Below are 22,149 nucleotides of genomic sequence, written 5' to 3'. Positions count from 1 at the left end.
ATGAACTGGATTGAAGAGATTTCAAACCCGCAAGCCCGCCAGTGGGAAGAGTTTTATCGCAATCGCTGGCAACACGATAAAGTGGTACGAAGCACGCATGGCGTTAACTGTACAGGCAGTTGTTCGTGGATGATCTACGTCAAAGACGGCATTGTTACCTGGGAATTGCAGGCGTTGGATTACCCCACTCTGCAACCTGGATTGCCGCCTTACGAGCCACGCGGTTGCCAACGAGGCATTTCCTTCTCCTGGTATCAGTACAGCCCGATCAGAGTCAAGTATCCGTACATGCGCGGCGTGTTGATGGATTTGTGGCGCAAAGCTAAAGAGGAGCACAAAGACCCTGTCGAAGCGTGGACAGCTGTCATTGAGAATGAAGCGGGGCGTAAGGCTTTTCATCAGGCGCGCGGCAAGGGTGGGTTCCGTCGCACCAGTTGGGAAGAAGTGACGGAGGTCATCGCCGCGTCTACGATGTATACGATCAAGAAATATGGACCCGACCGCATCATCGGATTCTCGCCGATCCCAGCCATGTCGATGTTGAGTTATGCGGGCGGAAGCCGCTTCATGCAAATGTTGGGAGCGGTGAGCATGAGTTTTTATGATTGGTACAGCGACCTGCCGCCAGCCAGCCCCGAAGTGTGGGGCGAGCAAACGGATGTGGCAGAAAGCGCCGACTGGTTCAACTCGAAGTTCATCGCTTCGGTCGGTTCGAACATGAGCATGACGCGCACACCCGATGTGCATTTCGCCGCTGAGGCGCGTCACAACGGGACGAAGCTGGTGGTCTTTGCGCCCGATTTCAATCAGGTTGCCAAGTATGCCGATTGGTGGGTTCCTGTCAACGCAGGGCAGGATGGCGCATTTTGGATGGCGGTCAATCACGTCATCATGAATGAATTCCATTATCAGAACCCGACACCTTACTTTTTAGATTATCTGCGTCAATACTCCGATGCGCCTTTCCTTGTGGAACTCAATGAAGCGGATGGAAAGTATGTACCAGGCAGAATGATCCGCGCTGGACATGTGGAACGCACGCGTGACGTGGAAAACGGCGAATGGAAATTTTTGGTCTGGGATGAAATTAGCAATGAGCCGCGTATGCCGCAGGGCAGTCTCGGCTTCCGCTGGCAGAAGCAGAAAGGTCAATGGAACCTCGAGCCGAAAGACGGTCTGGATGGAAGTGAGATTCGCTCACAGCTCACGTTCTTTGGCGAATCCAGCGATCAGCTCTCCGTATCGTTTGCTGAATTTGGTGAGGGCAAATCTTTTCAGCGCAACATTCCAGTTCGATATATTGAAACTGTAAATGGCAAAGTTGCTGTTGCGACCATCTATGATTTATTGATGGCGCAATATGGTGTGGGTCGCGGACTTGAGGGTGATTATCCCGCTGATTATGACGATGAGAATCTTTCGTACACGCCTGCCTGGCAGGAACGCTACACAGGCATTGACCGACAGACGGTGATTCAATTTGCACGCGAGTGGGCGACGACCGCCGTCAAGACCGAAGGCAAGTGCATGGTCATCATCGGAGCGGGCGTCAATCACTGGTATCACAACAATTTAATTTATCGCGCCTGCATCGGCACGTTGATGTTGACGGGTTGTGTGGGACGCAACGGCGGCGGGTTGAATCATTATGTGGGTCAGGAAAAATTGGCTCCGATGGCGCCGTGGGCTTCGATTGCTTTTGCGTTGGATTGGCAGAAGCCGCCGCGCCAAATGAACTCGCCTTCCTTCCATTACATCAACAGTGATCAATGGCGATATGAGCGCACCTATACGGAACCTCAACCTGTTTCCCGTCCTGACAGCGAACACAACCGAGACATGACTCAGGAACACACGCTCGACGCAAATATCCGCGCGGTGCGGATGGGTTGGTTGCCGTCGTATCCGCAGTTCAATATCAGCTCGCTGGAAATTGTCAGAAAAGCGGAGCAGGCTGGGGCGAAATCGGATGCGGAAATTCGTCAATGGGTGGTTGATCAACTTAAGTCAGGCGAATTGAAATTCGCCGTGCAAGATCCTGATGCTCCCGAAAATTGGCCTCGTCTGTGGTTCATCTGGCGCGGCAATGCGTTGAACGCCAGCGCGAAGGGACAGGAATATTTCTTCAAGCATTATCTCGGCACACATCATCAGATCATTTCGGAAGAAGTGGACAAGAGCCACTTCCATGAAGTGACATATCGAGATGAAGCGCCCGAAGGCAAGTTTGACCTGGTGGTGGATATCAACTTCCGCATGGATACTTCGGCGCTGTATTCGGATATCGTTTTGCCGACGGCGAGTTGGTATGAAAAAGATGATTTGAACAGCACCGACATGCACTCGTTCATTCATCCGCTTGCCGCCGCTGTGCCGCCTTCATGGGAATCAAAAAGCGATTGGGACATTTTCAAAATATTGGCAGAAAAATTCAGCGAACTGGCGCCGACACATTTCCCCGAACCCGTGCGTGATCTGGTTGCGATGCCGCTTCAACATGACACGCCCGCCGAGATGGCGCAGACACATATCCGTGATTGGGCGCGAGGCGAGTGCGAAGCCATCCCTGGCGTGACCATGCCGAACTTTGTGGTGACCGAGCGTGATTATGTTAACTTGGGCAAGCGTTTCGTTTCGCTTGGACCCAAGGTGCAGAAGGAAGGGCTTGCCGTCCACGGCATTCACATGGAAGTGGGCGACTTGTATCAGCAATTGCTGGATAGCAAACCGACCGTCACATGGAATGGTCAGACGTATCCTTCGTTGGAAGTTGCGCGCGATGCGGCGAACATCATTTTGCATCTCGCTCCCGAAACGAATGGGGAAGTGGCGTATCGTGCCTTCCAGGCGGAAGAAGAACGCATGGGACTCAAATTGACTGATCTCGCGGAACCAACTCGCGCCTCACGCGTGACCTTCAATGATTTGACTCAACAACCGAAACGTCTGCTTAACAGTCCCATCTGGACGGGCATCATGACGGATGGACGTCCCTACTCCGCGTACACCCTCAATGTGGAACGGCTCGTCCCGTGGCGCACATTGACTGGACGTCAACATTTTTATCTCGATCACGAAGGTTATCTGGCGTATGGCGAACATCTACCGACTTACAAGCCGCGCCCCGATCCATTGGCATTTGGTGACTTGGACAAGAGTCACAGCGAAGGCAAGACCATCCAATTGAATTACCTGACGCCTCATGCCAAGTGGCACATCCATTCCAACTACTTTGATAACGACCGCATGTTGACTCTCTCGCGCGGACTCGAACCGCTCTGGCTCAGCGAGAAGGATGCCAAAGCAATCGGTGTCGTAGATAACGATTGGGTCGAAGCCTATAACGATCACGGCGTCACGGTGACGCGTGCCATCGTCAGCGCGCGCATCCCATCGGGTATCTGCATCCTTTATCACGCCCCCGAACGGACAGTGAGTATGCCCAAATCGCCGATGCGCGGCAACAAACGCGCAGGCGGACATAACAGTCCCACGCGCGTTCACCTCAAGCCATCGTTGATGGTCGGTGGTTACGGACAGTTCACCTACGCATTCAACTACTGGGGTCCAACTGGTGTCAACCGCGACACGTTTATATTGGTGCGCAAGTTGCCAGGGAAACCTGAGTTTTAACGGCGTGAAATTAGCCATTGCGGGTTTATTCGAGAGTATAGCCAAAGATTAGTAGGTTTGCCAACATGAAAAGACACAACGTTATGAGCATTATCAAGAAAAATCCTTTGTTTCTGACTGTTTTATTGATGGCGATGATCAGCCTGGCTTGCCAGACTTTTACGCCTGGCAGTCCGCCTGCAGAAACAGAATCACCGAAGGAAACATCGATTTCTGCGCAAACGGTTCCAGTTCCAACAGCAACCTCTTTGCCGCCCACACTGGCGATCGAAATTCCTGAGTATCCTGATTTTCCCAAAGTGGAGTTGCTTCCTGGTGATATTTTCCAAACATCGGCTACATTTCCACACAATATGAGCATAGAGACAACGATCCTGCGTCCATATGGTGGGGGACGCGGACCCTGTATCAAAAACCCAGACTTGCCCGCGATTACAGGCGTTTACCTCGAATATCCCGTGTTGTTCCTGTGTGAGGCAGGTGAATCGAACGAAGCCAAAGCAATCGACATTACTCTTGGAAAGCCAGATGGAAGCGCCGATACATTCGTTCAGCAAGTTGTTCCAGGCGAACGTTATTGTCTGGATTCGCTCCAAACATTATCGCCAGGAAAATACGCTTTCGACATTTCAAGTAGCAGCTATACAGCTACTGGTGAATTTAATATTAACAACGCCCCCCGAGTTTTTGTTGGCGGCGGCGGAGTCTATAGGGATTTTGAGGCGATGTGTGCAACATCACTAGCAAAAGGCGATGATGTGCAAATCTTTTTTGCTGGCTTTGCTCCATCTCAGATTGTAGAGGTTTTGTTCTACACTTCGCTAGGCTGGGGAATTGATGATTATCACTATCAAACTTCCTGGACTGTAGAAATGGACGAGAAAGGATACTTGATGCAATATGTTCCCGCAGCAAGTTTTCCAGAAGGAACAGAGTTCGTCTTTGTTGTCAGCATTTCGAATCCTGCTCCTGACGCCATACCAATGATGACATTATCCCCAAACCCCCAATGGGTATATACAGCCATGTTGCTTCCTAAACAACCGTAGAAAATAGCGCATGAAATATTCATACCAAAATAGGACATAACATTATGAAAATTCGATCACAAGTTTCAATGGTATTCCATCTCGATAAATGTATCGGCTGTCACACATGCAGTGTCGCCTGTAAAAACATCTGGACCGACCGTCAAGGTGCGGAGTATATGTGGTGGAACAATGTGGAGACAAAGCCAGGCGTCGGTTTCCCCACGCAATGGGAAGACCAGGAAAAATATCACGGCGGCTGGGAACTTGAGGACAAGCCCAAGGACCCCACCCTGAAATTAAAACTCCAAAACCGTTTGCAGACATTCGGCAATTTGTTTTCCAACCCCGCCATGCCCACGATGGATGATTACTACGAACCGTGGACGTACAACTACAGCGACCTGTTCAATTCCCCGCTCGGCGATGACCAGCCGACGGCGCGTCCCATCTCGCGTATTGACGGCAAGCCCATCGATATCGAATCAGGTCCCAACTGGGATGACGACCTCGGCGGTTCGAATATTTACGCGGTCAATGACCCACTACTCAAAAACATGAGCGCGGAGGAAAAACAACGCCTCTTTTCCATCGAACAACTCTTTTACTTTTATATGCCGCGCATCTGCAACCACTGTTTGAATGCGGCTTGTGGCGCGGCGTGTCCATCGGGTGCGATCTATAAACGCGCCGAAGATGGCGTGGTGCTGATCAATCAAGACAAGTGTCGCGGCTGGCGTATGTGCGTCTCGGCTTGCCCTTATAAAAAGACCTACTACAACTGGTCCACTGGCAAATCTGAAAAATGTATTCTGTGCTACCCGCGCCTCGAAACGGGACAAGCCCCCGCCTGTTTCCATTCGTGCGTCGGACGTATCCGTTATCTGGGTGTCTTGCTGTATGACGCAGACCAGATTACCGATGCCCTTAAAGTGCCTGATGAGCAACTCGTCCAGCGTCAGCGGGAGATGATCCTCGATCCTCACGACCCGAAAGTTGTTGCCGCCGCAAAAGAAAGCGGCATACCCGACGGTGTGATCACCGCCGCTCAAAACTCACCCGTGTATCGTTACGTCAAAGAATGGGAACTGGCTCTGCCGCTTCATCCCGAATACCGCACGCTCCCCATGTTGTTCTATGTGCCTCCGCTTCTGCCCGTCCTCAATGCGACTCAGGAAAACGGCACCCAGCGCGTGGAAACCGATCTGTTCAGTTCACTGGAGAATGCCCGCGTGCCTGTCCGCTACATGTCGCGCACGTTGGCGGCAGGGAATGACGAACTGGTCATCAAGTCCTATCAGAAAATGATCGCTGTCCGTCTCTACAAACGCGCTGAAACTGTCGGCGATGTGACGACCGAACAAGCCGCCGCCGCGCTCGCTAAAGCGGGCATGACCGCCGAAGAAGCGGAAGCCATCTATCGCCTGACATCCCTGCCCACGTATCAGGAACGGTTTGTCATCCCGCCCTACAGCCGTGAAGGCGACATCGAAGAGACGCACGATCCGCAACAACGCAAGGCAGAGACTGGCTTCGGTAAACGCCAGGGTCCGCAGAGAGGTTTGTAAGCCATGTCTAAAGATTCAACCTCCTTGTTATTTGACTCGTTCGCCGCGCTGTTGGAATATCCTGCCTCCGAAATGACAGAGCAGGCAGGACGATTGCTCGAACAACTAACGCCGCTTTCCCCCGAATCCGCTGAGGCGTTGGAAAAATTCGTTCGCAAGCTCGACCAACTGTCCCTGGAAAAGATGCGGGAACTGTTCACCACCACGTTCGACATGCAACCCGTCTGCTATCCCTATCTTGGGTATCAGTTGTTTGGCGAAAGTTATAAACGCGGAGCCTTCATGGCGCAGTTGAACGAAGCCTATCACGGCGTCGGCTACTCCGCTGTGCAGGAATTGCCAGACAACCTGGCGGTTGTCCTGCGTTTTATTGGATTAGATGCAACCAACCGACAGGACGAGTTCTGTCAGGCGTTGATCAACGATGGCATCATGCCCGCGCTGGAAAAAATGTTGAAAGTCTTCGGTGAGGAATCCGAGAACCCATACTTTGGGCTTCTCTCGGCGCTTCAACTGTTTCTTGTCCGCACCCCTGAAAAGGAATTGAGTCATGACTGATATTCTACTTTTTGTCGTATTCCCTTATGTGGCGCTTGCCATCGGGATCGTCGGGACGATCTATCGTTACCTGACCAATCAATATTCATTCACGAGCCTGTCTTCACAGTTCCTCGAAAACGACTTGCAGTTTTGGGGCTCCACACTCTGGCACTACGGCATCCTTCCGACCACGTTCATCCACCTGGCAGGCTTTGCCATTCCAAAAGTGATGGCGGCTTTGCACAGCACACCCGAATTGCTTTATCTCTCCGAACTGGCTGGCAAAGTTTTAGGCATCATGGCTTTGGTCGGCGCAGGCATCATGCTCTATCGGCGGCTTACCAATTCCAAAATTCGAGCTGTCACCACGCCCGTGGACTGGATCATCTTGAGCTTGTTGTTCGGGCAGGTCTTCTTTGGACTCGTGCTTGCCTTTGCCTATCGCTGGGGCGCGACGTGGTTTCTGCATACCGCCACACCCTGGATGAACTCGCTGGCTTTTTTCCAACCTGCACCGCAATATGTCACAGCCATGCCGCTTGCGCATAAATTCCATTTCCTCACGGGCTTCCTGTTATTCGCGCTGATGCCGTTCAGCAGACTGGTGCATATCGCAACCTTCCCGCTCTCATATCTGTGGCGGCGCTTCCAACTCGTCATCTGGACTCGGCGGAAAGCCAGTTCGTAACTTACTACTTCACGGAGACAAACAAAAATGGATAATACCTGGCTTACCAAATGGGAACCTGAAAACCCCGAGTTCTGGAAAGAGACAGGCAGTAAGATCGCCTGGCGCACGTTGACCATCACAACGCTTGCATTGACCTTATCCTTCGCATCATGGTTCATGATGAGCGGCATCGTCGTGCGTATGCCACAGATCGGATTCAAATTCAGCACGATGCAATTATTCTGGCTGGCGGCAATGCCTGGTCTGGCTGGCGGCACGCTCCGCATCCTGCATACGTTCCTCATCCCAGTATATGGTTCGCGACATGTCATCACCATCACCACATTCCTGAAATTAATTCCCTGCGTCGGTATCGGTCTCGCAGTGATGAATCCGAATACGCCGTTCTGGTTGTTCATGGTGCTGGCGTTTTCAGCGGGCTTCGGCGGTGGTGACTTTTCCTCCTACATGCCCAGCACACGCTTCTTCTTCCCGAAAAAATTACAAGGTACTGCGCTCGGCATTCAAGCGGGCATCGGCAACTTCGGCGTCAGCCTCACCCAATTCCTCACCCCGTGGATCATCGGCTTTGCGGCTGTCGGCACATTGGCAGGCGGCTCACAAACCATGACCGTCAAAGACGCGACCAAGTCCGTCTGGCTTCAGAACGCCGCTTTCATCTATGTGCCCTTCCTCATCATCATGGGCGTTCTGGCATGGATGTATTTGAAGAGTGTGCCCATCAAAGCCTCTTTCAAAGAACAGATGGATATCTTCGGGATGAAGCACACGTGGTTTTGCACGATCACCTATGTGATGACCTTCGGTTCTTTCTCAGGTTTGTCTGCTGCTTTTCCCCTGTTGATTAAATCACTCTATGGGTCTTTTGAAGGCGCACCCGACCCATTGAAATACGCATTCCTCGGTCCGTTGATCGGTTCACTGGCTCGCATTGTGTTTGGTCCCGTTGCTGACAAATACGGCGGCGCCATTCTGACACACATCACAGGCATCGCCTTGATTATCGGCACACTGGCGATGGCGTTCCTCGGTTTGTTTACACCGACCTCATTGGATCAGTTCACGCTCTTCGTCGCCTTCATGTTGTTCCTGTTCCTCTTCACAGGCATCGGCAACGCCGCCACCTTCAGACAATATCCCATCATCTTCGCTGACTCACCCCGTCAAAGCGCAGGCGTCATCGGCTGGACAGCGGCAATTGCGGCGTATGGACCGTTCATCTTCTCCACGCTGATCGGTTCTTCGATCACGAACACAGGTTCTCCATTGCCATTTTTCTACGGCACCGTAGTTTTCTTCGTCATCGCCACCGCCATCAACTGGTGGTACTACACTCGCAAAGGTTGTGAAAAACCATCCTAATTGATTGCGGACTCCTGAAGTTCTACTTCAGGAAACACCGAAAGTAGAACTTTCGGATTCCCATTCATTTTTGAAAGAGACATATATTAATGACCGCAGAAAATATAAATCAAAAAAATAAATCCAGCGTCCTGATGCTTTCCACCATCGGCTTTACATTGATGTTCGCCGTCTGGTTGATGTTCGGCGTATTGGGAATTCCGATCCGCAAGGAATTTGGGTTGACCGACGTACAGTTAAGCTGGCTCGCCGCCATTGCTATTTTGAACGGCTCGTTATGGCGTCTGCTGTTTGGCATTCTGGCTGACCGTTTTGGCGGACGGATCGTCTTCACGTTGTTGGTATTGGCGACCATTGTTCCATCCTACATGGTCAGTCAAGCCAACACGTACACCGAGTTGATGATCTGGGCGTTCTTCGTTGGGATGGCAGGCAACGCTTTCTCGATTGGCATTTCATGGAACTCAGCCTGGTTTCCACGCACGCAACAAGGATTTGCACTGGGAGTCTTCGGCGCGGGAAATGTTGGGGCATCTGTGACGAAGCTGATCGGTCCCGCGTTGATTGCCGCAGTTCCAGCAGTCGGCTTGGCAGGCGGATTCATCCCAGGCGGTTGGCGCTTCGTCCCGTTTATGTATTGCATCCTATTGAGCATCACTGCCGTTGCCATCTGGGTCTTCACGCCGAAACAGGATATCAAACCTGGCGCAGATCGCCCGATGAAAGAAATGCTTAAGCCGTTGAAGTACGTTCGTGTCTGGCGATTCAGTTTGTATTACGTGGTGGTGTTCGGCGCATACGTTGCGCTTTCGGTCTGGCTCCCCAAATATTATGTGGACGTATACGGATTGGAATTGAAACACGCCGCATTGTTGACTGCGTTGTTCATTTTCCCCGCAAGCCTCTTGCGACCATTGGGCGGCTATCTCTCCGATAAATTTGGCGCACGCCGCATGATGTACTGGGTCTTCGGTGTGATGTTGGTGGCTTGCTTCTTCCTCTCATTGCCCAGCGCGAAAATTGTTCTCGATGTTCCAACCAGTGTTGATCCCAGCGGTCAACGTGAAGCGTTTGCATTTTCAATGAACGTTGCTTGGTTCACCTTTTGGGTGTTCATCGTCGGCATCTGCATGGGCGTTGGCAAAGCCGCCGTGTACAAATATATCCCCGAATATTTTCCGAAAGATGTCGGCGCAGTCGGTGGGTTGGTCGGCATGTTGGGCGCGCTCGGTGGGTTCTTCCTGCCGCCCATGTTCGCCGCTTTTCAAAAATGGACGTTCATTCCTCAATCCACATTCTTCCTCATGTTCGTGATCACCGCCGTCAGCTTTGGCTGGTTGCACATCACGGTGATGAGTCTCCTGCAAAAGGCTTCGCCTACATTGGAACACCAACTGGATTTCCATGATGCCGCATCTGACCCCGCCTGAGCAGTTAATTGAATAGGTGAATTGTGGAAATTTCCCCGATTTCTATACCCGAACTTGACGACCTGCTGACTCTCAGCGCGACTCATCATCACAAAATTTGTCCTCGACAAGTACTCGGCGTTCGTATCGGACTTTTGGCTGGGCGCCTGCTCGAGATTCCTTTGCCTCAATCTGACAAACGTCTCCTAGCCATCTCTGAAACAGACGGCTGTTTGGTAGACGGAATCTCCGCCGCGACAGGCTGTTACGTTGGCAGGCGCACCCTGCGCATTGAAGATTATGGCAAGACCGCTGTCACATTTATTGACACGCTCACTGAACAAGCTATCCGAGTTGTGCCACGAGTAAGCGCCCGCGAACAAGCATGGGAATATGCCCCGTCTGCTCGCAATAAGTGGGAAGCACAGCTCATCGGTTATAAATACATCCCCGATGAATTGCTGTTTCACTGGCAATGGGTGCAGTTGACTATTCCCGTGAAGCAAATCATCGGTCAGGCGGGGAAGCGTGCAATGTGTGAAGTCTGTGGTGAGGAGATCATCAATCAGCGGGAAGTGATGCACGAAGGAACTACATTATGCCGGTCTTGTGCTGGACATTCATATTTTTTAACAAGCATCAAGTGAAATTGCCATCGAAAAGCTCTCCCAATCGACGCTCATGACAGAGAACAGGAAAATCTGTGTTTGTTCCAGCGCAAAGACGGGGGTACGATCTCCTGATAGGATTGATTTATAAAGATGCAATTTTCCGTTCATTCATCAAGTGAACGAACGGAAAATTGACGTCAAATCACAAACCAATTGAAACAGGAGCATTATGATGAGCGATTTACAATCCACCACAAATACACCCAGGACGACTGTTGACGTGCGTACGCTTGCACCCATGTATCGTCACCAACGCATTTTCGAAACATTTGAATCGTTGCAACCAGGCGAGAACTTCCTACTCGTCAACGATCATGACCCCAAACCACTGTATTATCAATTCCAGGCGGAACGCGCGGATCAGTTCACGTGGGATTATGCGGAGAAAGGTCCAGAAGTGTGGAGCGTCCTTATTGGGAAAACCAAGTAGCTGATAGATCAACCTGATTGCTTCAAGATCGGATATGAGTTGCCTTCATCCATTGGGCAACTCATATCCGATTGAGCAATGGCATGGTTATATTCCTTTCCGCACCTGAATAAACATCAGCGCCAGAATGGCAATCCAGATGACCAACCGAAATATCATGGCGGCGAGACTTTGGTATGCAACTGTGTTGCGAAAGGCAGTGAAGAGAATCAACAGCACAATCGCATGGATGCTAAAGGTTGCAATGGATGTGATCATTGCGTAACGGTGATTTATCCAAATCAAAACGGCGGGGATGAGAGCGAGAATGCCCATTATGAAATTGTATACAGGAAGCCACGTGAGAACGGAATAGCCAGGGTTCCAGCCCTGCATTGCTTTTCCGCCCGCGACGATGGACATGATACCGATGATAAAAGCGAGAATGGATGCGATTTGATTCAGTGGCATGTTCATTGGGCTATTCCTTTAAGTCTCAGTAGACTTTTTATTTGTCGTTGCCACTTGCAGAATATCAAGAAATTCTGCAAGTGGCACACGATGGATGCGCGCCGCCCATTCGACTGTGACTGCTTTTGCGGCAAGCATTCTCAGGGAATAGCGCCCCACACGCTTGATGCCAAATACTTCCATCACATCGGCGATGTCGCCGTATTCTTCAAGGATGGCGGATACACGCGTATCTTTTGTGATTTCCATGATTACGATGCTTCGATCTTTTGCAAACCCGTCCGCGCGATTTCAACGAGTTCTTTTAATGGATGGATCAAGGCGATGGCGAACAACGCGAATCCGATTCCATACAATACGCCTCTGGCTGGGACGATGAAGATGCTTGCCCACACAAACAGACTCCCCGCTGTGGCAGATGCGAGACTCAACCAACTTCCGCCGAGTTGCGGAGTCTCATCCTTGAGGAAGAATCGGCGGGCAATGTACGGGATGAGGGCAATGCCAAATTGCAGTACCCAGCCATAAATTAAGGCTTGAGGCGCTGTTTGTTCAATCGGCGCGCCTTCAACGATTCCAAGCATGATAAACGGAGCCATCCCGATCGGGGCGATAATCCACATATATGAAGAGACCAAATGCCATGCGCCTGCGCTGTTCAACTTGCCGCTTTGTTTGAAGGCTTTGATCAGCAAGACCACCATCCAGATCGTTGAACTCAAATGCAAGACCAAACCTGAAACGGTGGGAGGTAGACTGCCGCCAAGCCACGGTCCGAGTACAAGACCGAATGCGCCGAGAGTCATGCCCCAATAAATAAGTGAAACATTTTTTGTTGAGCTGAGTTGGCGACCCGTGATCATCGGAACAAAATCCACAAGCAGACCTGCAAAAACCAGCGACATGAATCCCCACGAGTTGGCGTGGATGTGCGCTTCGAGCGGAACTTTGATGTAGAGCGCTTCGCTCCAGTTGAGCCATAGACCCGTGCCGATGATGATGCCCACGAGCAGATAGAACACGCCCGTGATGTAAAACTTGAGGCTTTCAGGTGCATCGCCGCCGCGCACATTCCATAATTGAATGAACAGTAATGTAGCGGAGATGAAAATAAGCGTGCCGCCCGCGAAGATCATGGGTTGGTTCACGCCAGCGAAGCCAGCCACGAGAACAATGAAGCCGACGTTAAGGGTCAGCCAGATGTCCCAACGCATGGCGGGCTTTGGTTTTTTGGAGAGTGAAGCGATGAGCAGGGGGAGCAAGCCGAAGATCACCTGTGAAAGAATCCCCAGTGTGATGAAATGCACGCGCACCCAGCGCAACGCAGGGAAGGCACCGATCAAGTTCACGCTGACGAGTGACGCATCCGCCGCGATGAACATGGCGACCAATGTGAACAACAAAGTAGTGAGAAGATATGGGATAGGCATTTTATTTTCCTTGTGTAGAACATCCCGAAGGTTTGAGGCTTGAGTCTGGTTGCCATTCAAACCTTCGGGACGATGTTTTTATTTACGGCATCAAGCCTGAAGTTCCGAGTCGATCGTGAATATCTTGAAACGCATCTGCCTGAGTTTGTGTGATGGTGTTTTCATCCACCAGCGCGGCAAGGATCGTCGCTTCGCGCTCGGTGGCGTTCTTGCCGCTATCAATGATTTCAGGATGTTCACTTCGATATTGTTCAACGGCATCGTGGACAAGTTTGAAAGTGTCTGCTTCTTCTTGCGTGACAACTCCCTGATCCACAGCCTGCGCGAGCATCTCAGCTTGGTGCGCGGCTTGCACGGCGGGATCATACGCTTCTCCGCCCATACCGACGGCCGGATTCACCGTCCCTGCGCCAAGTGCGCGCATGTAATTGACCATGTCCCAGCGCGCTTGTTCATCCAAAACTTTCCAGGGAGGCATGGATGTAGCGAAAGGTGTGCCGCCCTCGCTGAGGCGCCAGAACAGATAATCATCCGCCATCATTTGGCTGGTGTGTGCCACTGCCGCGGGAGCAGGAACGAGCGCCGAGCCAGCAGGTCCATCGCCCATGCCGCCGTCACCATGACAACTGGAGCAGTTCGTTGTGTAAAGCGTCGCGCCGCGTTCAAGAGATTCCTCATCAGCAGGGATTGGATTCTTCAAGCCCGCATATTCCGCTGGGATTTCAGCATGGTGGCGCGTCATCATGCCGTCGTTATTCATGCCCATGCCTGGGTTTGTTTCATTACCCTGTGCGCCGCAAGCGGTGATAAGCAGAGTCAGAACTGCGACCAATAAAGTTTGTTTCATCGGTGGGCTATCCTTTTCCATACCACATGCGCGACAATAAATTATCCTTGAGCGCAAGTTGATGATAAAACGCCGCGCCCACATGCAGAAGGATGAGTAGGAACAGCGCGGGCGCGATAAAGCCGTGTAACATGCGCGCCGCAAAGTCAAAGAAGTCTGCGGGCAAGGGCGTGCCCGATCCGAAGAAAACGATGGAGGGAAGTCCTGCTTGCAGGGAAAGGGACATTCCGCTGACCGACATCAAAAAGACCAGCAGGTATAGGGCGTAATGCACGAACTTGCCGAACCCGTCAAGGAAGGCGTTCCCTGTTGATGCGTAGGCGGGACGCGGGACTTTCATCCGTGTTATGAAGCGGACGATGATCACGAGCAGCATAGTAATGCCCAACAACATGTGAATCCGAAGCGGCGCGATTTCGCTTGCGTCGTTCGGAAGGAAACTGGAATATTTACCGAAGATGAACGCCGCGAAGACGAGAGCAACGGTCAGCCAGTGCAATGTGACTTGCAAGGGATGGTAACGCTTAGGTGAATTTCGAGTCATATTATTTCTCCCCTTTCGAACCGAGAAACACCACGCGGGTTTTGGCATTCATGCCGCGCTTTGCACCGCTCGGTACCACCACCGTCACGCCAGGTTTGATGGCAAAGGCTTCATCGTCTACTGTCATCAGCCCCTCGCCTTCGAGAAAGTGATACATTGCCGCCTCGCCAGGATGAACGGGAATTTGTCCGCCCGCTTCCAGCCCCACGACCAGCGCCTTGAACTGCGGCGTGTCGATCAGGAATTGCGGCTTCGGACCTTCTGTCGAAAAGACTGCTTTGGATTTTGTGTCTGTGAAATAGATGTCAGGCATATGGACTCCTTTTTGATATGTCTGACTTTATCCTTTTCCCCCGCTTCCTGTCCCGACTTTTGTCGGGTTTCTGCATTCAATCCTGACACAAAAATGACCTGCCAAATCCTCGGGCAGGTCATTTTTGTGTGTTTTAGGTTCAGCGAGCTTGTCTATTGATTTTAGTGACCGCTCCCAGCCGATGGGGTGCCGAGGAAGATTTCGGGGGCGTCTGGTCCCTCGACGATCAGGTATCCAGCCAACCCACGTTGGAGTCGTGCGAGAGCATGGTCAACAAGAATGTAGTTGCCAGGGACCTCAAGATCGAATTCAACCATGGTTGCGCCGCCGGGTGGAACGATGGTGGTTTGTACGTCGGTGAGAGGCGCGCTTGTGAGCGATGCCTGGTCGTACACTCTATCGAAGATTTCACCGATGACGTGGAATGAGGATGTGAGATTGGGTCCACCCACACCGAAGAAGATGCGCACGGTTTCTCCTACATTTGCTTTGAGCGGTTTCTGTGTAGTGAGCGAGCCTACTGCGCCGTTGAAGACAACATACTCAGGGTCTTCGTCGAGCATTTTGGTGATGTCTGTCGTTTGCTGGCCTTGTTCGCCGAATGCGCCCGTTGTGTAAATGTCGCCTTGCATGACGTAGAACTCGCGGTCAACTGGGGGCAAGCCGCCTTCAGGCTCAACGAGGATGAGGCCATACATGCCGTTCGAGATGTGATGCGCAACCATTGGGGTGGCGCAATGGTAAACGAAGAGTCCGACGTTGAGCGCTTTTGCGGTGAAGACGCTTTCCTGTCCGGGTTGGGTTTGGGTCATGACCGCACCGCCGCCTGGACCTGTAACTGCGTGGAAATCAACAGAGTGATTCATGCTGCTGGAGGTATTGTTGGTCATGTGGACTTCGATGGTGTCACCCAGTCGCACGCGGAAGAAGGGTCCGGGGACTGCGCCGTTGAATGTCCAGTAGGTGAAGGTGGTTCCATCAGCGAGTTGACCTTCCACTTCCACAGCTTCCAGGTCAATGCGGACGGTGGTCGGTTCGCGGATTTCGAGCGGGGCGGGCAGGTCGGTTGGGTCGCGGACAATGTCTGCACCAGTGGTGGGAGCTTGCGCGGCAACGGGGGCGGTTTCAGCTGCTGTGTCACCAGTGCCATATGCACCAGAGGGAAGCCCATCGAGATATTTGACAATTAAATTAATTTCATCAGTTGTCAACGAGTCTTTCAAGGTAGCAGGCATAATGTTGGGAGCACATGCGCCAGTGGGGCATTTGGGCGCAACAAACAAATTGGGATCGAGAATCGATTCATGGATGTATTCCTCGGCAGTGGTCGCCTCACCTGAGTATGAGCCGCTGTCAAAGTATTTTAGAGCAGCAAGATGCACGTTTGAAAGATCAGGCGCGATCACGCCTGCGGCATTGGGGATGCCCGGGATGACATGGCAGCTTCCACATGTACCTTTTTGGAATGCGGCAATCACCTGCGGATCGGCAGAGTTCTGTCCAGAACTTTGTGTAGAACTTTGCGTTGAGGAGCAGAGGCTTCCCTGCCATGCTAACAAGCAAGATGCCCTCATGCCCAATTCGGCATGGTTGGCTACGCTGTCATAATATTCCATTTCTCCGTGGGTATTTGGCACGGTAATGTAACCGATGTTTCTCGCCCTTTTCTTTGACCACTTCTGTGCGGGCTTTGACTTCGGGGAAGGTGATATCATGCTGGCCCATGCCGCCGTTGATCAGAGTCACTGTAATTGTTTCGCCAGGGCCGGCGCTTAGAGTGGGATTTGCGATGCCGTTAATCTCATCGCTGACGCCTAGAAAGATCAGGTTACCGTCTCTTATTTCAGTGGTGAGTACATATTCCTTGCTTGTAAGCTGGGAGTCTGTACTTGCACAGGCTGCAATGAAAGCTGTCAATACGACGGTCAATAGTAGAAATTTCGTGAATGATTTCATTTTGCTCTCCATACTAATATTTTTGAATGGCGATTTTGGCGAGTTCTTCGAGAAATAACTTTTCATCAAGTTGATAGATGTTGACGACATCTTTCAACGTGCAAAAGCGCGAAACCACACCCTATGCAGGTGGCATGCCTGCCAATAAAAAACCTGACAGCCTTGGGAGTGGACTTTAGAAAACTTTCCACGCTTATTTCAGAAAGGTCAAAATCATCTTTCATGATGAACAAAGAATATCATTTTTCCCCCGTGCTGTCTTTGCGCTAGCGCAAATAGGGTTTTTGCAGGTTGATTTGCCCCCTTGTGGCGTGCTCTGGGGTAAGAGTTTTTAGACACTCCCAGATGTTCATTGTCTGGCTGAAAATGAAAATTTTAGGGGGTATATGCGTTGCCAGTTGCCAATGGCAAATGCGGTGACTCCAATTGCCTGTAAAATGCGCGCCAGCAATCCCAGCCAGATAAATCCCGCGTAAGGGGCGGCAATGTTGAGCGCAATGCCAAGGTTGACCAGCGCGAACGCCGCCCAACTCCAGCGTTCATCGCCGCGGGGCGTGTTGCTAGTGAGACGCGGCAGAATCCAAAATGCAACGCCCAGCGCCAGTTGAGTTAGCCAGCCTAATATTAGAAATTCGATGTGAATCGGGAGCAGAGCCCAAATGAATGGGGCAAAGGGTACGCCTTTGTTAGCAAGGATCAAACTGCCGAAAGTAAACCCCAGCACAAGATACATCAGCGAAGCGCGGATGAAAATACTACTTAAGCGCGGCATTTACTTCGTCCGAATCCGCTTCCAAACGGCGGCGGCAAATCCCATGCCCGAATACCATTGCAGAATTGCGGCGGCAACAAGCGCCCATGCGCCAAATATTGTGGGCGAAAGGCTTTGAAGCGGTTCGAAGACGACTCGCAGAAGCAACCCCAAATTGAGTGTGCCAAAAACGCTCCAGACCAGCCACTCAGGTCCGCGCGGATGTTCCTTGCTGTACATGGGAAACATCCAGATGGCAACGCCAAAGATCAATTGGGTTAGCCAGCCAAATGTCAACAGGTGCAGGTAGACGGGAAACATCCCCGCCGTGCTCGCGACCTGCTGCCAAATTCCCGCCGCCAAACCCAAAACGAGGGAGACGAGTGCGGCTTTGATAAACCAGCGAGTGATTGTGGGCATTATTCCTTCCCTCCCTTGACGATGGAAAAAACCGTCAGCGCGAGAAAGAGCAGGATAGCCGTTTCATTGAACACCCCGCCCCATTTGCGAATTTCCATTTGATTGGTCAGGTCTCCGACGATGCGTGTGACGAGCGAAAGGTGCAGGAGAATGAGATGGGCGTAGAACACGGGGTAAAACTTGATTTGTGCGCCCAGAATGGCGGGGAAGATAATGGGAGCATGACCGAAGATCATGGCAAACACGAAGCCGACGAAAACCGCGTGCAGGGCGGCATCATAGAGCGGACCCGCGTAGAGCGCTCCATGATACAAAAACATGCCGCCCGCAATTACCAGCCAGAAGTACCCGCCGAAGAGACAGATGGCGATGTAGCGTGTCAACGGGTTGGGGTGGCGGATGTTGCGTGAAGCCAGGTCGTAGCGCAGAAACCAGAATCCAAGCCCTAGCATAGCAGCGCCGCCGAGGCGTGAGCCAGAATTCAAGTCAAAGGTGGCGAGGATCGCCCCAGCCACGAGCGCAGCAGCGACCAGGCTGAAGAGGCGAATCTGCCCAAGGGTTGGTTTCAGCACTCGGCTGAGTTCGAGCCGTTCGCCGCCGATCGTCAGCACGAGAAAGGTCATCCACCAGAAAACGATCTGGAAGATGGGGAATCCCATTATCCACAAAAAATTACCGACCACGAAAGCAAGCGCGCCGACGCCCATGGTGATGGTGTGGATGTGCGGCTCGCGTTTGACCATCACGCCCAGGATCGCCAGTGTGCCGAGGCTGCCGAGTGTGAGCAAGACCGCGCCGACAGGCGGCGCAAATAACAGGCTGACCCAGCCGACCCCAGCGATGATCGGCACGCCGAACATCCACTTTTGGCGGATGGCTACCGCTCGTTCGAGCGGAATCAACACGCCGAGGAATCCAGAGACCATCAATGGTCCGTGCGCGATGGCAAGATTATCGAATGCAGGCAGGGTCCAGCCCATGCGTAATAAGCCCGCCCACATTGCAAAAAGCAGGGCGAGGATGGCAAATGCAAGAAAGGGTAGAAAACGGAGTTGTAATTTCATATTTTGATTTTACCGATTCTGCGGCATCTGTCTTTGCGCTGACGCAAACAGGATCTGTGATGACTATTTTTCCAAGCCGTCTGCAATGCGTACCAGATCATGCGGCTTGATGATCTTGATCTTTTCCCTGCCTGTTTCGATGATTTGTTGCCGCTCCCATTCGCTGAACAGGCGGCTGACTGTGTAAAGCGTTGTGCCAGTCATCTCTGCCACATCCTGCCTTGAGAACGATAGAACGATCCCCGCATCTTTTTCTGACCTGATGCCTGATTGCCCAGCCAGGCGAATCAGCGCGTTAGCCACTCTTTGCTCAACCCGCTCCGTTGCGAGTTCGCGGTATCGCGCCTGCATTTCCTGAATGTAGGAGGTCATCAGGGTCATCATGTCAAACGAAATGTGCGGACTTGTCTCCAGCATTTTGCGCAGGAATCCGCTTTCGATGGCAAGCGCGGAACTATCTTCCAATGCCTGTGCGGTGGCGGGGTAGGTGGCTTCCGCGCGGACAGCGCCCAGCGCGCCAAACATTTGCCACGGGTGGATTGTCCGCAGATTGACCTGCTGTCCATTGGGATTGGATTGCATCAGCTTGATCTGTCCGCTGGTGAGTATGTACAAATATTGCGCGGCTTCGCCTTGAATGAAGAAGAATTCATTTTCTTCAATTGAGCGAATAATGCTGTTTTTCAGAATGAGTTGCAACTCATTTTCTGTTGCGCTTTGAAAAACAACGACTTGTTTTATCTCTTTTGTTGTAATACTCATATTTCTATTTTACTCCGAGAAGTATGAGTATTCATAAGCTGGTAATGTTCCAGGCTATTTTGATCCTGTCATCTTTGCGATGGAACAAAGACGGAGTTTGGCTTTTTCGGTATAGTAGGCATTATCGGAATCGAAAGGGAATCCAATGAAAAAAGTCTTCGTCATCCTGATTATCGTTTTCTTGTTAGCCATCCTGGGCATTTGGGGCTTTCAATACTCTACGCAATATCAATTCCATGGTTCGGTATTGCAGGACCCCAAACTGGCGGCTGAGATCGTTTTGCGTGCAGATTCGGGACCTGTTCGCCTCAGTGATCATCGCGGCAAGATAACCCTGTTGTATTTTGGATACACATCCTGCCCCGATGTCTGCCCCACTTCATTGGCAAACCTAAAACTGACATTGGGTAATTTATCTCCTGAAGAAGCCGCACAGGTACAGGTGATATTTGTCTCTGTTGATCCAAACCGCGATACACCCGAAAAACTTGGTCAGTATGTGCAGTTATTTGCTCCAAGTTTCATTGGGGCAACAGGAACCCGCGAAGAAATTGATCTGATCACCAGCGCCTTTAATATCTACTATAAAATAAATTCTGAATCAAAAGATAACTATTCCGTAGACCATTCGGGTTTCATCACAGTGATTGACCGCAGCGGTTATGTAATCATGAACTGGCAACATGGCACTCCGCCTTCTGAGATGAGCGCAGATTTGCGTTACTTGCTCAAGAACGGTATGCCGATCAGCGCGCAAATTTTGGCGGGGGCAACTTATACGCCAGTGATCTGCGCTGTGACTCTTGCCCCTGCGCATGTTCAAGGTGGCGAATGGCTGTATCAACATCACTGTGCCCAATGTCATGGGGCGGATCTGGCTGGCAACCCCGCATGGCAGACAAATTTGGCAGATGGTTCACATCTCCCACCGCCGCTTGATGGTGGCGGAAAAGCCTGGCAATATTCCGAGCAAGACCTCATGAAAATTATAAAAGAAGGTCGTAACCTGGATAAACCCATTTTCATGCCTGCGTTCAAGAACAGGCTGGCAGATTGGGAGATTAGCTTTATTCTCACCTATATGAAAACGAAATGGGATATTAATCAACTGAATTATCAACACGGATTCATGACCCTCACTCCGCAGGCGACTCCAACCCTCATCGAAACTGGCACAGCAATTCCATAAAATGATGAAATCGAGCGGGATTTACTTACATCATTGCCCGCTTCGTTAATTCCTCACGATTCAAAATACGGATGTGCTGTTTATCCATTTCAATGATTCCCACCTTCGTCAATTCGCGGATGACGCGACTCAATACATCTGGTACAGTGCCGAGGTGCGACGCCATTTCTGTTTGCGTTGTCCAGCGCCGGCGTTCGATCACATCCCCTTCGGCTTGTTCAAGCAAAAGTTTTGCGAACCGTGCTTCCACGGTTCGTAGGGACAAATCCACTGTCAACGCCACAAGGCTGATGAAGCGATCCGCCATGCTTTCCATGATCTGTAACGCTGTGCGTGGATGTGCCAATAAAACATCTTCCAATGCCTGACGCGGCAGTAACCAGATCCCCGATTCCTCCAGCGCAATCGCAGTGGCGGGATTTGCACGCTTGGCGAACACGCCGATTTCATTAAATATTTCACCCGCATCTAGGAAACGCAAGACCTGTTCTCGACCTTCTGGCGAAGTCTTCAATACTTTCAACGAGCCATATTGCATGTAATATAAATTAGTTTCCGTATCCCCTTCCCAGAACACTACTGCATCAGGAGGGAACACTTTCCAGACGGCACTCTTTGACAGAGTGGTAAGAGTCTCGTGATCGAGTCCACGCAGGAATTCAAAGGTTTGCAATCGCTTGAGAAGAATATCGGTTTGCATAATTATGCCTTTGCTCTCAAACTCTTGCAAACAGAATAAACTGTCATCCCAATAAACAGTAAGATTGCAACTTCGTTCAACAGTCCACCCCACATGCGAAGGGTGTGTAAGTTTGCGTAATCAGCAATCACCGCAATGCCAACGATGCGTGCAACAAACCCAAGTGAAAGAGGAACGGGATCGGGAAGCGGTTTGGTTTCATGGTTTCATTATTATAAAAGAAAGCGCCACTTGTGAGACGATCTCACAAGTGGCGCTTTTATCAACAAATAGTCGCTTTTGCCGCCTACGTGCCGCCTACGTTTGCGGGTCGAAATTTACCCGTATTCATGATATATGCCGCGCCGGACAGATCTGATTGCAGTTATGAGGTGAAAATTGGCAACGGCAC

At 51.4% G+C, this 22,149-nt stretch carries 25 protein-coding genes; 12 read left to right on the top strand and 13 right to left on the bottom strand.

The window, feature by feature from the left end:
- From IPP66_00190 to IPP66_00150, 9 genes are all read left to right on the top strand, one after another.
- Positions 1–3,633, top strand: a complete 3,633-nt coding sequence (locus IPP66_00190; GenBank protein MBK9923688.1) for a nitrate reductase subunit alpha — start codon at positions 1–3, stop codon at positions 3,631–3,633.
- Positions 3,634–3,698: 65 nt separating this feature from the next.
- On the top strand, positions 3,699–4,682 hold the full coding sequence (locus tag IPP66_00185) for a hypothetical protein (GenBank protein MBK9923687.1): 984 nt from the start codon (positions 3,699–3,701) through the stop codon (positions 4,680–4,682).
- 44 nt (positions 4,683–4,726) lie between these two features.
- Positions 4,727–6,229, top strand: coding sequence for a nitrate reductase subunit beta (narH, locus tag IPP66_00180; GenBank protein ID MBK9923686.1), 1,503 nt, complete (start codon positions 4,727–4,729; stop codon positions 6,227–6,229).
- Between the two features lie 3 nt (positions 6,230–6,232).
- On the top strand, positions 6,233–6,787 hold the full coding sequence (locus tag IPP66_00175) for a molecular chaperone TorD family protein (protein ID MBK9923685.1): 555 nt from the start codon (positions 6,233–6,235) through the stop codon (positions 6,785–6,787).
- The gene (gene narI / locus IPP66_00170; protein ID MBK9923684.1) at positions 6,780–7,457 is read left to right on the top strand and encodes a respiratory nitrate reductase subunit gamma; all 678 of its coding nucleotides are present in this window, start codon (positions 6,780–6,782) and stop codon (positions 7,455–7,457) included. The genes IPP66_00175 and narI overlap by 8 nt, the downstream gene beginning before the upstream one ends.
- Before the next feature lie 27 nt (positions 7,458–7,484).
- A complete protein-coding gene (locus IPP66_00165; protein ID MBK9923683.1) occupies positions 7,485–8,822 on the top strand; it encodes a NarK/NasA family nitrate transporter in 1,338 nt (445 codons plus the stop codon).
- An 89-nt stretch (positions 8,823–8,911) separates the two neighbouring features.
- Positions 8,912–10,252 carry a NarK/NasA family nitrate transporter gene (locus tag IPP66_00160; protein MBK9923682.1) on the top strand — a complete coding sequence of 447 codons (1,341 nt, stop codon included), beginning with the start codon at positions 8,912–8,914 and terminating at the stop codon, positions 10,250–10,252.
- Between the two features lie 23 nt (positions 10,253–10,275).
- The gene (locus tag IPP66_00155) at positions 10,276–10,878 is read left to right on the top strand and encodes a TraR/DksA C4-type zinc finger protein (protein MBK9923681.1); all 603 of its coding nucleotides are present in this window, start codon (positions 10,276–10,278) and stop codon (positions 10,876–10,878) included.
- 196 nt (positions 10,879–11,074) lie between these two features.
- The gene (locus IPP66_00150) at positions 11,075–11,332 is read left to right on the top strand and encodes a DUF2249 domain-containing protein (GenBank protein MBK9923680.1); all 258 of its coding nucleotides are present in this window, start codon (positions 11,075–11,077) and stop codon (positions 11,330–11,332) included.
- Positions 11,333–11,419: 87 nt separating this feature from the next.
- On the opposite strand, the gene IPP66_00145 is transcribed toward IPP66_00150, so the two are convergent.
- The 3 genes from IPP66_00145 to IPP66_00135 are packed head-to-tail and all read right to left on the bottom strand — an operon-like array spanning position 11,420 to position 12,645.
- The gene (locus tag IPP66_00145) at positions 11,420–11,782 is read right to left on the bottom strand and encodes a hypothetical protein (GenBank protein MBK9923679.1); all 363 of its coding nucleotides are present in this window, start codon (positions 11,780–11,782) and stop codon (positions 11,420–11,422) included.
- An 18-nt stretch (positions 11,783–11,800) separates the two neighbouring features.
- Positions 11,801–12,031: a DUF1858 domain-containing protein gene (locus tag IPP66_00140; GenBank protein MBK9923678.1), complete on the bottom strand. Its 231-nt coding sequence runs from the start codon at positions 12,029–12,031 to the stop codon at positions 11,801–11,803.
- A gap of 2 nt (positions 12,032–12,033) precedes the next feature.
- The gene (locus IPP66_00135; GenBank protein MBK9923677.1) at positions 12,034–12,645 is read right to left on the bottom strand and encodes a hypothetical protein; all 612 of its coding nucleotides are present in this window, start codon (positions 12,643–12,645) and stop codon (positions 12,034–12,036) included.
- Between IPP66_00135 and IPP66_00130 the strand changes: the two genes are divergently transcribed.
- Positions 12,628–12,765: a hypothetical protein gene (locus IPP66_00130; protein MBK9923676.1), complete on the top strand. Its 138-nt coding sequence runs from the start codon at positions 12,628–12,630 to the stop codon at positions 12,763–12,765. The two genes, IPP66_00135 and IPP66_00130, sit on opposite strands and share 18 nt — an antisense overlap.
- A gap of 121 nt (positions 12,766–12,886) precedes the next feature.
- Positions 12,887–13,255, top strand: coding sequence for a hypothetical protein (locus tag IPP66_00125; GenBank protein MBK9923675.1), 369 nt, complete (start codon positions 12,887–12,889; stop codon positions 13,253–13,255).
- A 39-nt stretch (positions 13,256–13,294) separates the two neighbouring features.
- Here IPP66_00125 and IPP66_00120 read toward each other — a convergent pair whose 3' ends face one another.
- From IPP66_00120 to IPP66_00080, 9 genes are all read right to left on the bottom strand, one after another.
- Positions 13,295–14,059 carry a cytochrome c gene (locus IPP66_00120; protein MBK9923674.1) on the bottom strand — a complete coding sequence of 255 codons (765 nt, stop codon included), beginning with the start codon at positions 14,057–14,059 and terminating at the stop codon, positions 13,295–13,297.
- 7 nt (positions 14,060–14,066) lie between these two features.
- Positions 14,067–14,603: a cytochrome b gene (locus IPP66_00115; GenBank protein ID MBK9923673.1), complete on the bottom strand. Its 537-nt coding sequence runs from the start codon at positions 14,601–14,603 to the stop codon at positions 14,067–14,069.
- A 1-nt stretch (position 14,604) separates the two neighbouring features.
- Positions 14,605–14,916 (bottom strand): cupin domain-containing protein, encoded by a 312-nt coding sequence (locus IPP66_00110; protein MBK9923672.1) that lies wholly within the window; start codon positions 14,914–14,916, stop codon positions 14,605–14,607.
- Positions 14,917–15,077: 161 nt separating this feature from the next.
- Positions 15,078–16,532, bottom strand: coding sequence for a nitrite reductase, copper-containing (nirK, locus tag IPP66_00105; protein ID MBK9923671.1), 1,455 nt, complete (start codon positions 16,530–16,532; stop codon positions 15,078–15,080).
- Positions 16,519–16,872 carry a hypothetical protein gene (locus IPP66_00100; GenBank protein ID MBK9923670.1) on the bottom strand — a complete coding sequence of 118 codons (354 nt, stop codon included), beginning with the start codon at positions 16,870–16,872 and terminating at the stop codon, positions 16,519–16,521. The genes nirK and IPP66_00100 overlap by 14 nt, the downstream gene beginning before the upstream one ends.
- 349 nt (positions 16,873–17,221) lie before the next feature.
- On the bottom strand, positions 17,222–17,644 hold the full coding sequence (locus IPP66_00095) for a hypothetical protein (protein MBK9923669.1): 423 nt from the start codon (positions 17,642–17,644) through the stop codon (positions 17,222–17,224).
- The gene (locus IPP66_00090) at positions 17,645–18,043 is read right to left on the bottom strand and encodes a hypothetical protein (protein ID MBK9923668.1); all 399 of its coding nucleotides are present in this window, start codon (positions 18,041–18,043) and stop codon (positions 17,645–17,647) included.
- A complete protein-coding gene (locus IPP66_00085) occupies positions 18,043–19,107 on the bottom strand; it encodes a hypothetical protein (protein ID MBK9923667.1) in 1,065 nt (354 codons plus the stop codon). Before IPP66_00085 ends, IPP66_00090 begins: the two co-directional genes overlap by 1 nt.
- Before the next feature lie 63 nt (positions 19,108–19,170).
- On the bottom strand, positions 19,171–19,869 hold the full coding sequence (locus tag IPP66_00080) for a Crp/Fnr family transcriptional regulator (protein ID MBK9923666.1): 699 nt from the start codon (positions 19,867–19,869) through the stop codon (positions 19,171–19,173).
- Positions 19,870–20,014: 145 nt separating this feature from the next.
- On the opposite strand from IPP66_00080, the gene IPP66_00075 reads away from it, so the two are divergent.
- Positions 20,015–21,058: an SCO family protein gene (locus IPP66_00075; GenBank protein ID MBK9923665.1), complete on the top strand. Its 1,044-nt coding sequence runs from the start codon at positions 20,015–20,017 to the stop codon at positions 21,056–21,058.
- A gap of 25 nt (positions 21,059–21,083) precedes the next feature.
- Here the strand turns inward: IPP66_00075 and IPP66_00070 are convergent, their stop codons facing one another.
- Positions 21,084–21,758: a Crp/Fnr family transcriptional regulator gene (locus tag IPP66_00070; GenBank protein ID MBK9923664.1), complete on the bottom strand. Its 675-nt coding sequence runs from the start codon at positions 21,756–21,758 to the stop codon at positions 21,084–21,086.
- Positions 21,759–22,149 lie beyond the last annotated feature (391 nt).

The organism is Candidatus Defluviilinea proxima (assembly GCA_016721115.1).
GTDB classification, from domain to species: Bacteria; Chloroflexota; Anaerolineae; order Anaerolineales; family Villigracilaceae; genus Defluviilinea; species Defluviilinea proxima.
The sequence above is the reverse complement of the archived record's forward strand: the minus strand, read 5'-3'. Positions and strand labels throughout refer to the sequence as shown.